Source organism: Noviherbaspirillum sp. FW303-A3 (assembly GCF_058788695.1).
The window spans coordinates 321,154-335,365 of record NZ_JBYTAZ010000001.1; the positions used below are offsets into that span (position 1 = coordinate 321,154).

Here is a 14,212-nt window from a genome sequence, read left to right on the forward strand (position 1 = left end):
GGTGACTGTGTGATTACGCTTTTTCCCGCATGTTTTCCTTGAGCGGGCCTTCCAGCCAGTCGACGTTCTTCACCTTGCGAATCAGGACGAACTCGTCGCGGTTGGAACCGACGGTGCCGTAGTAGTTGAAGCCGTACGACAACTGTGCGTAACCGCCGATCATGTGCGTGGGCTTGGTCACGGCGCGGGTCACCGAGTTGTGGATGCCGCCGCGCATGCCCGAAGTCTCCGCACCCGGCATGTTCACGATCTTCTCCTGGGCGTGGTACATCAGCGTCATGCCGACCGGGACGCGCTGCGATACCACCGCGCGAGCCACCAGCGTGCCGTTGACGTTGAAGACCTCAATCCAGTCGTTGTCGACGATGCCGGCTTCCCTGGCGTCGATTTCCGACAGCCAGACGTGCGGGCCGCCACGCGACAGGGTCAGCATGCGCAGGTTGTCCGAGTAGGTCGAGTGGATGCCCCACTTCTGGTGCGGAGTGATCCAGTTGAGCGCAATCTCCTTGTTGCCGTTCGGGCGCTTGTCCTTGATGGCGCCGGTGGTCTTGGTGTTGATCGCCGGCTTGTACACGCACAGGCCTTCGCCGAACTCGCGCATCCACTGGTGATCCTGGTAGAACTGCTGGCGGCCGGTCAGGGTGCGCCAGGGGATCAGCTCGTGCACGTTGGTGTAGCCGGCGTTGTAGCTGACCTCTTCGCTTTCCAGGCCGGACCAGGTCGGCGAGGAGATGATCTTGCGCGGCTGCGCCTGCACGTCGCGGAAGCGGATGCTGTCGTGCTCGCGCGGGATCGCCAGGTGCGTGTGCTCGCGGCCGGTGATCTTGGACAGCGCGTCCCATGCTTTCACGGCGACGTGGCCGTTGGTTTCCGGGGCGAGCGACAGGATCATTTCGGCGGCGTCGATTGCGGTTTCGAGGCGCGGCTGGCCCTTCGACACGCCCTCTTCCGTCACCACGCGGTTCAGGCCGCGCAGTACGTCGACCTCATGCCCGGTCTTCCAGCTGATGCCCTTGCCGCCGTTGCCGACCTTCTCCAGCAACGGGCCGATGGAGGTGAACTTCTTGTACACGTCCTTGTAGTTGCGCTCCACGACGGTCATCGCCGGCATGGTCTTGCCGGGGATCGGCTCGCACTCGCCGGCACGCCAATCCTTCGGATCGAAGGGCTGGCCGAGTTCGCCGGGAGTGTCGTGCATCAGCGGGGTCAGCACCAGGTCCTTCTGCGTGCCGAGATAATCGCCGGCGACTTCCGTGAACTTCTTCGCGATGCCCTTGTAGATCTCCCAGTCAGATTTTGCCTTCCACAGCGGCTGCACGGCTTCGGACAGCGGGTGGATGAACGGGTGCATGTCCGAGGTGTTCAGGTCGTCCTTCTCGTACCAGGTCGCGGTCGGCAGCACGATGTCGCCATACAGCGCGGTGGTCGACATGCGGAAGTCGAGCACGACGAGCAGGTCCAGCTTGCCTTCCGCTGCCGGACGGATCTTGATGTCGCGCGGCTTGACGCAGCCTTCTTCCTCGCTCATCAGTGCGTTCTGCGTGCCGAGCAGGTACTTCAGGAAGTACTCGTGGCCCTTGCCCGAGCTGCCCAGGATGTTGGAGCGCCACACGAACATGGTGCGCGGGAAGTTGGCCGGATTGTCCGGATCGTCGCAGGACAGGTTCAGCTTGCCGTCCTTGAGTTGCTCGACGGCGTACTTCACCGGGTCCTTGCCTGCTGCTTCCGCAGCGCGAACGACTTCCAGCGGGTTGGTTTCGAGCTGCGGTGCCGACGGCAGCCAGCCCAGGCGTTCGGCCTTGGCGTTGAAGTCGATCATCGACATTGTCGAGAACTCGCCGTCCGCCGTCGGCGTCAGGATCTCGTTGCTGTGCAGCTTTTCATGGCGCCACTGGCTGGTGTGCGCGTAGAAGAACGAGGTGGAGTTCATCTGGCGTGCCGGACGGTTCCAGTCGAGCGCGAAGGCCAGCGGGGTCCAGCCGGTCTGCGGACGCAGCTTTTCCTGGCCGACGTAGTGCGCCCAGCCGCCGCCGGACTGCCCGACACAGCCGCACATCATCAGCATGTTGATGATGCCGCGGTAGGTCATGTCCATGTGGTACCAGTGGTTCAGCGCGGCGCCGACGATGACCATGCTCTTGCCGCGGGTCTTGTCGGCGTTGTCGGCGAATTCTCGGGCGACGGTGATGACGTCGGCGCGCTTCACGCCGGTATGCTTTTCCTGCCAGGCCGGGGTGTACGGAACATCATCGTCGTAGCTGGTGGCGACATTGCCGCCGCCCAGGCCGCGATCGACGCCGTAGTTCGCCATCGACAGGTCGTACACGGTGGCAACGAGCGCCGTTGTGCCGTCAGCCAGCTGGACCTTCTTGACCGGTACATTGCGTACCAGCATGTCGTTGGCATCGTAGCCGCCGAAGTAAGCGAAACCGACGCCTGCCACATCATCCTTGCTGTTGATCAGCGACAGCACCGGATCGATTGCCTTGCCGCTCTTGCCTTCTTTCTGTTCGAGGTTCCACTTTCCGGACTCGCCCCAGCGGAAACCGATGGAGCCGGACGGTGCCACGATGTCGCCGGAGGCTTCGTCGATGACCAGCGTCTTCCATTCCGGGTTGTTGGCTTCATCGAGGTTGTTGGCGAGATGGGAGGCGCGCAGGAAGTAATCCGGCACCAGGTAGCCGTTCTTTTCCTTCAGCAGCACCAGCATCGGGAAATCGGTGTACTGCTTCGCGTACTCGCGGAAGTAGGACGACTTGCCGCTGGCATGGAATTCCTTGAGGATCACGTGACCCATCGCCATCGCGAGCGCGGCGTCGGTGCCCTGCTTCGGCGCGAGCCAGATGTCGCCGAACTTGGCCATTTCGCCGAAGTCGGAGGACACGGCGACAGTCTTGGTACCTTTGTAACGCACTTCGGTATAGAAATGCGCATCAGGGGTACGGGTCATCGGGATGTTGGAGCCCCACACCATGAGGTAGGTGGAGTTGTACCAGTCGGCGGATTCCGGCACGTCGGTCTGTTCGCCCCAGATCTGCGGCGAGGATGGCGGAAGGTCGCAGTACCAGTCGTAGAAGCTCATCGCCACGCCGCCGATCAGGCTGAGGTAGCGGGTACCGGCTGCATAACTGACCATGGACATCGCGGGAATCGGCGAGAAGCCGATGATGCGGTCCGGACCGTATTTCTTGATGGTGTAAGCGTTATTGGCGGCGATGATCTCGTTGACCTCATCCCACTCGGCACGAACGAAACCTCCCTGCCCGCGCACCTTCTTGTACTTGGCGGCGCGTACGGGATCCTGGCTGATGGTTTCCCAGGCCTTGATCGGGTCCATGGTCTTGCGCGCCTCGCGCCACATCTGCATCAGGCGGCCGCGCACCATCGGGTACTTCACGCGCTGGGCCGAATACACGTACCAGGAATACGACGCACCGCGCGGGCAACCGCGCGGCTCGTGGTTCGGCAGGTCCGGGCGGGTGCGCGGATAGTCGGTCTGCTGGGTTTCCCAAGTGATCAGGCCGTTCTTCACATACACCTTCCAGCTGCACGAGCCCGTGCAGTTGGCGCCGTGCGTGGAGCGCACGATCTTGTCGTGCTGCCAGCGCTGGCGGTAGGCGTTTTCCCAGGTGCGGTCTTCTTGCACTACCGCGCCGTGGCCGTTGGAAAAGGTTTCCTTGGGCTTGCTGAAGAATTTCAGGCGGTCCAGAAAGTGACTCATGGTTTCTCCATACGTGCGCCCATTTTCGGGCGCATTGTTTTAACTTCTTCGAGATCGGCTCTGTATCAAGTCTACGTAGCCCCTCTCGTCCTTCCTATTCGCAAGAAGTCGGGCTGATACCTGCGTTGGTATTAGCCCGGCTAGTTCTTTTGAACTATCTCGATTCGCAGGGTGCGCTCCGCACACCCTGCGATTTTTCAGCACGGCATTGCGGCGTTCTTGCGCGAGTAGCACCACCAGGTGATCGCGATGCAGGACACGTAGAACGCGATGAAGCACCACAGCGCCGCAGTGGGGCCGCCGCTCATGGCAATCGAGGTGCCGTAGCTCTTGGGGATGAAGAAGGCGCCGTAGGCACCGACCGCCGAAGAGAAGCCGAGCACGGCGGCAGCTTCCTTGTTGGCGTCGACGATGGCCTGCGCTTCCGCCTGCTTGCCCTTGCCCGCGGCGGCGCGCTGGCGTTCGGTCATGAAGATCACGGGGATCATGCGGAAGGTCGAGGCATTGCCGACGCCGGTGCCGGCGAAGAGCAGCATGAACATCCAGAAGAAACCCTTGAAGCTGCCCGCCGAACCGGCAACGGGCAGGAAGGTGATGACGCCGATCACCGCCAGGATCATCACGACGAAGGTCCAGAAGGTAACGACAGCACCGCCCAGCTTGTCCGAGATCCAGCCGCCTGCGACGCGAGCCAGGGCGCCGACCAGCGGGCCGAGGTAGGCATACTGCAGCGGATTGACGTCGGGGAACTGCGACTTGATCAGCATCGGGAAACCGGCCGAGTAGCCGATGAAGGAACCGAAGGTGCCGATGTACAGCCAGCACATCAGCCAGTTGTGCTTGCGCTTGAAGATGACGGCTTGCTCGGAGAACGAAGCGCTGGCGGACGCCAGGTCGTTCATGCCGAACCAGGCGGCAAAGGTGGTCAGAGCGATGAACGGCACCCAGATGAAGCCGGCGTTCTGCAGCCACATCTGCTTGGTTTCGCCTGCCTTGGTCCAGATTTGCGCTTCGCCGCCGATGGCGCCGAAGATGCCGGCCGTGATCACCAGCGGCACCACGAACTGCACCACCGATACGCCCAGGTTGCCGAGGCCGGCGTTCATGCCCAGCGCGTAGCCCTTCTGCGCCTTCGGGAAGAAGAAGCTGATGTTGGCCATGGAGGAAGCAAAATTTCCGCCGCCGAAGCCGCACAGCAGCGCCAGCACGAGCATCGTCGGATAACCGGTGTTCGGGTCTTGCACCGCAAAGCCGATGCCGATCGACGGGATCAACAGCGATGCGGTCGAAATCGTCGTCCACTTGCGGCCGCCGAAGATCGGCACCATGAAGGAGTAGAAGACGCGCAGCGTCGCACCGGACAGGCCAGGCAGCGCCGCCAGCCAGAACAGCTGGTTGGTGCTGTACTGGAAGCCGACGTTGGGCAGGTTCACCACCACCACGCTCCACACCATCCAGACGGCGAATGCCAGCAGCAGCGCAGGGATCGAAATCCACAGGTTGCGATTGGCGGTGGATTTGCCCTTGCTGACCCAGAACGATGGCGTTTCCGGTTCCCAGTGACTGATCAGGTATTTGCTCACGTTGTTCTCCTCTTATCGAATGCGACAACTCATGCCGCCTTTTTGAGCGGCATGGAAACATCCGGAGTTTCCCGCTCGGGTTTGAATGAGAAATGCATCCACACCAGCGACACGCAGACCGTGCCGTAGAGCAGCATGAATGCACTGGAACGGATGCCGGTCAGGTCGACCAGCGCGCCGAACATGATCGGCAGGATGAAACCGCCGAGGCCGCCGGCCAGGCCGACGATGCCCGACACGGCGCCGATGTTGTGGCTGAAGTCATCCGAGATGAACTTGAAGACGGACGCCTTGCCGATCGCGGTGGCGACGCCGACCACGAACAGCAGGAAGGTGAAGAACCAGGCGTTGATGCCGATATCGACGCTCATCGGACCGTTGACCGTCTTAACGACCATGCTGGTCTGCGGATAGGACAACAGGAAGAACGCCACCCAGCACACCCACATCACATACCAGGTCACCTTGTAGGCACCATACTTGTCGGAGATCCAGCCGCCCAGCGCGCGCAGCACGCCGCCCGGCAGCGAGAAGCAGGCGGCAAGCAAGGCGGCGAGCTTCATGTCGAAGCCGTATTCCGACACGTAGTACTTGGTCATCCACAGTGCCAGCGCGACATAACCGCCGAACACCACGGAGTAGTACTGGCAATAGCGCCAGACGCGCGGGTCCTTCAGCATGCGCATCTGCGAGATGAAACTGACGTTGGACGGGATAGTGTGCGACTTGTCGGTGTAGCTGAAGAACCAGAACACGAGCGCGGTCACCAGCATCGCTGCCGCATAGACTTTCGGCAGGAACTGCCAGCCGAATGCGGCGATGATCGCCGGCGCCACGAACTTGGTCAGCGCCGAGCCTGAATTGCCTGCGCCGAAAACGCCCATCGCAAGACCGCGCCGCTCCGGCTGGAACCAGCGCGCGACATAAGGCGTACCGACCGAGAACGAACCGCCGGCAACGCCGACGAACAGGCCGAGAACCAGGAAGTGCCAGTATTCGGTGGCCTCGCTGATCAGGTAGATCGGGATCACCGTCGACAGCATCAGCACGAACAGGACGAGGCGGCCGCCGAACTTGTCGGTCCAGATGCCGAGCGGGACACGTACGAGCGAACCGGTCAGCACCGGCGTCGCGGCGAGCAGGCCGAATTGCGTTTCATTCAACCCCAGCTTGGTCTTGATGGGAATGCCAAGGACGGCAAACATCATCCAGACCGCAAAGCAGATGGTGAATGCGAACGTACTGCTCGCCAGCACCGATATCTGCTTCCCCTTCATGTTTTCTTGTATGGTCACGACGCACCTCCCTCGATGATTGACGCGATGTCGGAAGGTTACGTCTGCGCCCTGCAAGGCACTATTGGCCGGAGGGGTATCCGGCAAAGGCAAGCGACTTAGTCCGATCGTTCGAAGGGAATAGCGGAGCACTCGTCCGGCTAGGCCAAAAGGAGTATTAAACTGACTTCTTCCACGCCGGAGCCGTTACTCTCCGCTCCCGCAGGCGGAAGAGGGGCTGGCGGTGAGGGCGTGCGCAAGAGGGATCGCGGTCTTGGCATCCTCCCTCATCCCCAACCCTTCTCCCGCCTGCGGGAGAAGGGAGTCTTCGATTCGACGCGTTTCCGGCCCAATTTGACCAGGATCAAGGTTGATTTCCGCCCTGAAACCTAGGATGGCCGCAGCGTCTCGGGGCGCTCCCCCCATATTTAGAGAATGAACCATGTTTAAGACGATTCTTGTTCCCACCGATGGATCCTCGCTCTCCGACAAAGCGATCGATGCAGCAATCACGTTCGCAAAAGGCGCCGGCAGCAAGGTGATCGGTATCTCGGTATCCGAGCCGCGCGACTACTCCCACGTCTCGGACGGAATGAGCGTCTCCGACTCCAAGCAAGCCTTCCAGGACCGTTGCGCGATTGCGGATGCGAATGTCGGCAAGATCGCCGCCGCCGCGCAGGCGGCAAATGTTCCCTGCGAAACGGTGACCGCCCGCTCGGTCAATCCGTATGAGGAAATCATCAAGGCCGCCACGAATCACCAATGCGACGTGATCTTCATGGCATCGCACGGCCGCAAGGGCCTGAGCGCACTGTTTGTCGGTAGCGAAACGCAGAAAGTGCTGGCCAATTCGACCATACCGGTCTTGGTATTCCGCTAACAACAGCCTGACGGATCGATGGGCAGCCCCGTGGATGGTGGTCCACGCCTCCCATCCCTCCGGAAGTTGACAGCACGACAACACGTACCGGAATGCATCAAGTTATTCCAGATCAAGTTATTTGGAAAAATGCCCTCGCACGCGTTGAATGCACTAGATTTAGTCTCTACCATCTATCGAACCACAAGATATTGTGCTTTTATGGAGACTAAATGACCCCACGCGCCATTACCTTCCTGACGCATATCGTCAAGCGCGACGGCACTGTGAAGCCGTTCGACCCGAACAAGATTCTCTCCGCACTGCTGCGCGCGGGCCAGGCCACCGGCGAATTCGGCCATGACGAAGCCGAGGCGTTGACGCTGCAAGCGGTCATGCAACGCATCCAGCTCAACAGCGATACCGCGCCGCATATCGAGCAGATCCAGGACGTGGTCGAAGCCGTCCTCTTCGACGCCGGCTACCGCAAGACCCTGCGCGCCTACGTCATCTACCGCGAGCAGCACAAGAAGCTGCGCAGCGACCGCAAGACCCTGGTCGATGTCGAATCCTCGATCAACGAATACCTGCAGCAGCTCGACTGGCGCGTCAACGCCAATGCCAACCAGGGCTACTCGCTCGGCGGCCTGATCCTGAACGTTTCCGGCAAGGTGATCGCCAATTACTGGCTCAACCACGTCTATCCGCCCGAAGTCGGAGAAGCGCATCGCCACGCGGATATCCATATCCACGACCTCGACATGCTGGCCGGCTACTGCGCCGGCTGGTCGCTGCGCACCCTGCTCAACGAAGGCCTGAACGGCGTTCCCGGCAAGGTCGAATCCGGTCCGCCGAAGCACATGTCCAGCGCCGTCGGCCAGATCGTCAACTTCCTCGGCACGCTGCAGAACGAATGGGCGGGCGCGCAGGCGTTCAGCTCCTTCGACACCTACATGGCCGCCTTCGTGCGCAAGGACAAGCTGTCCTACGCACAGGTCCGCCAGTACATGCAGGAACTGATCTACAACCTGAACGTGCCCTCGCGCTGGGGCACGCAGACGCCGTTCACCAACCTCACCTTCGACTGGGTGTGCCCGGAAGACCTGCGCGAGCAGGTGCCGGTCATCGGCGGCAAGGAAATGGACTTCACCTACGGCGAGCTGCAGGCCGAGATGGACATGATCAACCGCGCCTACATCGAAGTGATGATGGCCGGCGACGCCAAGGGCCGCGTGTTCACCTTCCCGATCCCGACCTACAACATCACCGAGGATTTCGACTGGAACAGCCCGAATGCGGAACTGCTGTTCGAGATGACGGCACGCTATGGCCTGCCCTACTTCCAGAACTTCCTGAATTCGGAACTCAAACCGAACATGATCCGTTCGATGTGCTGCCGCCTGCAGCTCGACCTGCGCGAGCTGCTCAAGCGCGGCAACGGTCTGTTCGGCTCGGCCGAGCAGACCGGCTCGCTCGGCGTGGTCACGATCAACTGCGCCCGCCTCGGCCACCTGTACCGCGGCGATGAGGAAGCCCTGTTTGCCCGCGTGGACGACCTGCTCGAACTCGGCAAGGCCAGCCTGGAAATCAAGCGCAAGGTCATCCAGCGCCACATGGACAGCGGCCTGTTCCCGTACACCAAACGCTACCTCGGCACGCTGCGCAACCACTTCTCCACGCTGGGCGTGAACGGCATCAATGAAATGATCCGCAACTTCACCGGCGACGCGCATGACATCACGACCGAATGGGGTGCGGGCCTCGCGGTGCGCCTGCTCGACCACATCCGCGCACGCATGCTCGAGTTCCAGGACCAGACCGGCAACATGTACAACCTGGAAGCGACGCCGGCCGAAGGCACCACCTACCGCTTCGCCAAGGAAGACCGCAAGCGCTATCCGGAAATCCTGCAGGCCGGCACGCCCGACATGCCCTACTACACCAATTCCTCGCAACTGCCGGTCGGCTTCACCGACGACCCGTTCGAGGCGCTGGAACGCCAGGAGGAACTGCAACGCAAGTACACCGGCGGCACCGTGCTCCACCTCTACATGACCGAACCGGTCTCGAGCCCGAATGCCTGCCGCACGCTGGTCAAGCGCGCCCTGAGCCGCTTCCGCCTGCCCTACATCACCGTCTCGCCGACCTTCTCGATCTGCCCGAAACACGGCTACCTCAGCGGCAGCCATGCGTTCTGCCCGAAGTGCGACGCGGACATCATCGAGCGCAAGACACGCGAACTGGAGGCGAATTAAATGACCTGCGAAACCATCAAGGAGACAAACATGACCGATCTCAGCAACCAGAAGGCCCTCGAACCCCGCCAGATCATCCTGACCGATGCCGAACGCCAGCCTTGCGAGATCTGGACGCGGGTGATGGGATATCACCGGCCTTTGTCCTCATTCAATATCGGAAAAAAGGGAGAATTCCATGAGCGCAAGTACTTTGACGAGCAATGCGCGAATCTCGGCAGCTGAACCCGGACCACGCACGCTGAAGGTGGGCGGCGTCACGCCGTTCACCGCCACCGACTATCCGGGCAAGCTGGCTGCGGTCGTCTTCGTGCAGGGCTGTCCGTGGTCTTGCGGCTACTGCCACAACCCGCACCTGCAGATGCGCCTGCAGAAGAGCCCGCTGCAGTGGAGCAAGGTGCTCGGCCTGCTGGAGAAACGCGTCGGACTGATCGATGCCGTGGTCTTCAGCGGCGGCGAGCCCACGCTCGACCCGGCCATCGGCAATGCCATCAAGGATACGCGCAAGCTGGGATTCGAAATCGGCCTGCACACCGGCGGCTCGTACCCCCAGCGCCTGAACGAATTGCTGCCGCTGGTCGACTGGGTGGCGCTCGACATCAAAGCGCCGTTCGCGCAGTACGAAAAGGTCACCGGCATTGCCGACAGTGGCCTGCAGGCACTGGCCTGCGCGGAAGCCGTGCTGGCGAGCGGGAAAGAGTATGAATTCCGGACGACGGTGCATCCCTCGCTGCTGAGCGAAGAAGAAATCATGGATATCGCCCGCGCACTGTCCTCCATGGGCGTGAAGAACTATGCGCTGCAGACCTTCCGGGCGCAGGGGTGCAAGACCAAGGAATTGAAGGCGACTGCGGTGGCAGGTTATCCGAGCGAGGGGCTGGTGCAGCAGGTGTCGGGGATGTTTGAGCGATTCAGCTATCGGCCGGCTTGACATCCACGCAGCATGGATGAAGCGGAGCGTAATGCCGTGCGCTTCGTCTTCAGGCTCGGCCTTACTTAATGGGACGCCATAATTTAAGACTCCCGAGTAAGTCGCGGTCAATTTCCACAAGCAACCGCAATTCGTGTCATTTTGGCAATATTTGTATTAATCTAGCGCCTCCAATTGCATCTGTTTCGGAGGAACAATGATTGAATGCTCGTTCGCGCTAAACGGCAAACCAATGAGTGATCTCAGGTTGGGCGGTATATCCGTGCCAGCCTTTTCCGGTTTGGGTACCAACGTGAACAGGCTCGGTGCTGCCTGCATTGCTGACTCTGGCCCGATTCCACTTGGCGACTATTACATATTCGACCGTGAATCTGGTGGTCTGCTAGGAGCCGTGAGAGACAGATGGAATCATCGAAGCGAATGGTTCGCCCTTCACGCCATTGACAGCAAGATCGATGACGAAATGTTCTGCAATGAGGTCAAACGCGGCGCCTTCCGGATGCATCCCAAGGGAAGTGCCGGGATCAGCCGTGGTTGTATCACCATCGAGATGGTTGATCGACTTTCGATTTATCAGCTCCGTACTCCGAAGCCAGCCTCCTGTTGCAGTACAGGGAAGCTCCTTGAAAGCTTATGGAAAGGTAAGGGTCCGGTGAAACGTGTAATACATTCAATCCTGCTTGTGCTCTGGACGCTACTCATGGCAGTAACGTTTGCCATGTACTTGTTCAATAGTCCCTCAGTTCTTGGGCTGCTGCCGCAATCGTTCTGGCACTATCTCGTGCTGACCCTTGATGCAAAAAATGCAGAAGAGATAGCGGATGTGGAGATAATGGTTGCGCTCGTGTTCTCTTTTCTTTCTGCGGCTCTCATGACGTACTTCAGCGTCCAGGTTTGGCGAAAAATTCGAAGAAGTCAAAACCAGTAGATCCTCGAAATGAATTCGCCGGGCCAGAGGCGGAGTACCGATAGGCTGCTTCCCCCTGACAGGGGGGAACTAGACGAATGGCGCGCCGCCCCCTCAAATTCATCTGGACGCGTCACTCGGCTGAAAAGTTACTGAACTCGTGGCGAGTTCAAGCCAGCGTATGCGGCTGCTCGATCATCTGCTGGTAAATCAGGCTTTGCAGGATCACGCTGTCGTTCGGCTGCAAGTCCAGGAACTGGATGCCGTGCTGGACCCTGAGCGCATCTCCCCCCTCCTTTTCCTCGTCCTCGAACACGTTGCGGACGACGGCCTTTGCGGTCAGGTAGGCCTCCATGTTGTGCAGGGTCACGCGGAATGACAATACGATTTCCTCGGATTTCGCGGCCAGTTGCTGGCGTGCCTTGACCAGCGCACCGTCGGCGCTCAGGTTGACGATCACGCCCGGCTGCTTTTCATTGCCCTTTCCGTCGCCCGGCGTCGAAATCGAGGCGATGATTTTTGTCTTGATGCGCGGCGACTTGCGTATGACCGCCCCCTGCACGACATCGGGAAAGGACAGGTGGAGATAGTCGTAGGGCATCTTGCATATGCGCACCACCGTGCAATCGAATGCGAATGCCTTCTGGCTGCTGAATACGCGCGCGACGATCTTGTCATGCTCGCGCACCGGCACGCGCATGCCGTTCACTGCGGGAGCCGTGACCATCAGGCTGGCATTGTCGAGATAGCCGAGCAGCCGGACGATATGGCGCTCCGCGCCCATCGAAGCAGGCGGCTGCAGTTGAATGCGGTCGCCCACGCGCAGCCGCATGTCCTGGAATGTAAAACGGTTGTCCGTACCAGTTGAAAGCGCCTTATCCAGCGCGCTGTTTTCGCTTGCGGACTTTTCCGCCGCCGATTGCCATGACAGTTCCCGAAGAGGATGGGATGCCAGCAGCAAGTCAAGCTGCTCTTCCGTTTCGATCACCTGCCCGCGCTCCATCAGCACGTTGCGATCCTGGTCGTACAAGGTCCAGGGCAACCGGGTTCCGACGGCCAGCTTGTCGTTTTCTATCGAAATCAGGCTCATTTTCCGCGCGTAAAGAAAGTGGTTGGTGGGCGCCCTGCCTTGCTCCTGTTGCCTTGCCACGTGGATACTTCAGCGTCTTATCTTAGCGTTATTTTGCTTGGGCTGTTACATTGAAATCAGTCCAAACGTCCGGAGGATGCCATGCCTGTCCATCTTGACCACATCATGGTCCCGGCCAGCAACAAGGTCGCTTCGGCAAAACTGCTCGCCGAATTGCTCGGCGTTCCCTGGTCGGAGACAAGCATCGGTCCGTTTTCCGCGGTCTATGTCAACGACGGGTTGACCTTCGATTTCGACGAATGGCCGGAGCCGATACCCAGGATCCACTACTGCTTCCGCGTGAACCAGCAGGAATTCGACGCCATCCTCGCCCGCATCAAGGCGGCCGGCATTGCCTGGCGCAGCAACGTCCACGGCCCGGTGGACCACAAGGTCAACACCGCACTCGGCGGCAGCATCGCTTACTGGAACGAGCCGGATGGGCACCAATGGGAAATGCTGACCGTGAGCTATGCGCGTCATCGTTAACATCGACGTTCCGGACCTCGCACAGGCGATCCGCTTCTATACGGCCGCCCTCGGGCTCACGCTGAACCGGATCATTGACGACGATGTGGCAGAACTGACCGGCGCCTCGTCCGTGCTCTACCTGCTGCAGAATGCACCGGGATCGCACTTCGCACACGCTATGCCGCAAGGGCGCGACTATGCCAGGCACTGGACGCCGGTGCATATGGACTTCGTTGTGGAGGATCTGCAGGCCGCCGTTGAACGCGCCATCGATGCAGGCGCGATTCGCGAAAGCGAATGTGTTGAATGGAACGGATCGAAATGCATCAGCTTTTCCGACCCGTTCGGACACGGTTTCTGCCTGATCGAATTCGAGAACGGCACTTACGGCGGAGGCGCACCCGCCGCCAAGGAAATTCCCTGATTACACCTGACCGGAGCCTTCAAGCAACGGGTCAACGAATAGGATATCGAGCAGTCGCGAGAGCGTCTCCCAGGGATCGGCGTCACGCACGCCGTCAGGGACCGGCACAATTTCCCCGTCATCGCGATGCACATGCCATGGGTATCCCGGCAAGCCGGAATGAACTGGCGCCGTATCGAGCCGCAATTCGGCCTCGCCCCAGTTCCATTGCACGGAGAATTCGTCGCCGCTGAAGCAGCGCACTTCCATCATCAACCCGGTGTCGAAGGAGAGCAGCAGCGCATCCTGTGCGACGCGCACCGGCTCGCTCATGCGGCTGCCGTAAACCTCCTCCAGCCGTTCCTGCAGCATCAGGTGCACGCTGATCGCCGGCACGGCGTCGTCCGTCTTGCCGCCGAAGCGCACCAGCAATTCCTCCCGCAGCTGCATGCGCCCTTGTTCCATGATGAGCGCGCCCAGGTAATGCTCATAAGCAGGATGCTCGCCGGCCTGGCCTTCCCGTATCTTCGCCAGCAACTGCGGCTCTTCCGTCACACCGTACTGATTCAGCAGAGCCTTGCGTCCCTCGCGCAGCCGGTACAGCGTCTTTGCATACAAGGACTGCATGGCCGTAGGGTCCATGCCGCCCTCTTCATCCACAATCCACTGTTCGTTCATC

At 60.5% G+C, this 14,212-nt stretch carries 12 protein-coding genes; 7 read left to right on the forward strand and 5 right to left on the reverse strand.

Annotated features, from left to right (window positions below; all coding sequences use genetic code 11):
- Positions 1-13: 13 nt before the first annotated feature.
- From AC3WOY_RS01505 to AC3WOY_RS01515, 3 genes are all read right to left on the reverse strand, one after another.
- Positions 14-3,721, reverse strand: coding sequence for a nitrate reductase subunit alpha (locus AC3WOY_RS01505; RefSeq protein ID WP_492420607.1), 3,708 nt, complete (start codon positions 3,719-3,721; stop codon positions 14-16).
- Between the two features lie 197 nt (positions 3,722-3,918).
- Positions 3,919-5,304, reverse strand: a complete 1,386-nt coding sequence (locus tag AC3WOY_RS01510; RefSeq protein ID WP_492420608.1) for a NarK family nitrate/nitrite MFS transporter — start codon at positions 5,302-5,304, stop codon at positions 3,919-3,921.
- Positions 5,305-5,333: 29 nt separating this feature from the next.
- On the reverse strand, positions 5,334-6,581 hold the full coding sequence (locus AC3WOY_RS01515) for an MFS transporter (RefSeq protein WP_492429133.1): 1,248 nt from the start codon (positions 6,579-6,581) through the stop codon (positions 5,334-5,336).
- A 439-nt stretch (positions 6,582-7,020) separates the two neighbouring features.
- Between AC3WOY_RS01515 and AC3WOY_RS01520 the strand changes: the two genes are divergently transcribed.
- The 5 genes from AC3WOY_RS01520 to AC3WOY_RS01540 all read left to right on the forward strand — a co-directional run bounded on the left by AC3WOY_RS01520 (position 7,021) and on the right by AC3WOY_RS01540 (position 11,551).
- Positions 7,021-7,458 carry a universal stress protein gene (locus AC3WOY_RS01520; protein ID WP_492420610.1) on the forward strand — a complete coding sequence of 146 codons (438 nt, stop codon included), beginning with the start codon at positions 7,021-7,023 and terminating at the stop codon, positions 7,456-7,458.
- Positions 7,459-7,670: 212 nt separating this feature from the next.
- Complete coding sequence (locus AC3WOY_RS01525; RefSeq protein WP_492420612.1) at positions 7,671-9,692, forward strand: ribonucleoside triphosphate reductase; 2,022 nt, start codon at positions 7,671-7,673, stop codon at positions 9,690-9,692.
- Positions 9,693-9,722: 30 nt separating this feature from the next.
- Positions 9,723-9,917 (forward strand): anaerobic ribonucleoside-triphosphate reductase, encoded by a 195-nt coding sequence (gene nrdD / locus AC3WOY_RS01530; RefSeq protein ID WP_492420614.1) that lies wholly within the window; start codon positions 9,723-9,725, stop codon positions 9,915-9,917.
- A gap of 22 nt (positions 9,918-9,939) precedes the next feature.
- Positions 9,940-10,623 (forward strand): anaerobic ribonucleoside-triphosphate reductase activating protein, encoded by a 684-nt coding sequence (locus AC3WOY_RS01535; RefSeq protein WP_492429135.1) that lies wholly within the window; start codon positions 9,940-9,942, stop codon positions 10,621-10,623.
- A gap of 196 nt (positions 10,624-10,819) precedes the next feature.
- A complete protein-coding gene (locus AC3WOY_RS01540) occupies positions 10,820-11,551 on the forward strand; it encodes a DUF2778 domain-containing protein (protein ID WP_492420616.1) in 732 nt (243 codons plus the stop codon).
- Between the two features lie 148 nt (positions 11,552-11,699).
- Here AC3WOY_RS01540 and AC3WOY_RS01545 read toward each other — a convergent pair whose 3' ends face one another.
- The gene (locus AC3WOY_RS01545) at positions 11,700-12,620 is read right to left on the reverse strand and encodes a flagellar brake protein (protein WP_492420617.1); all 921 of its coding nucleotides are present in this window, start codon (positions 12,618-12,620) and stop codon (positions 11,700-11,702) included.
- A gap of 141 nt (positions 12,621-12,761) precedes the next feature.
- Between AC3WOY_RS01545 and AC3WOY_RS01550 the strand changes: the two genes are divergently transcribed.
- Both AC3WOY_RS01550 and AC3WOY_RS01555 read left to right on the forward strand, forming a co-directional pair.
- Positions 12,762-13,148, forward strand: a complete 387-nt coding sequence (locus AC3WOY_RS01550) for a VOC family protein (RefSeq protein WP_492420618.1) — start codon at positions 12,762-12,764, stop codon at positions 13,146-13,148.
- Positions 13,132-13,554 (forward strand): VOC family protein, encoded by a 423-nt coding sequence (locus AC3WOY_RS01555; RefSeq protein WP_492420619.1) that lies wholly within the window; start codon positions 13,132-13,134, stop codon positions 13,552-13,554. Before AC3WOY_RS01550 ends, AC3WOY_RS01555 begins: the two co-directional genes overlap by 17 nt.
- On the opposite strand, the gene AC3WOY_RS01560 is transcribed toward AC3WOY_RS01555, so the two are convergent.
- Positions 13,555-14,211, reverse strand: coding sequence for a hypothetical protein (locus tag AC3WOY_RS01560; RefSeq protein ID WP_492420620.1), 657 nt, complete (start codon positions 14,209-14,211; stop codon positions 13,555-13,557). It abuts the gene before it with no gap.
- Position 14,212: the final 1 nt, after the last annotated feature.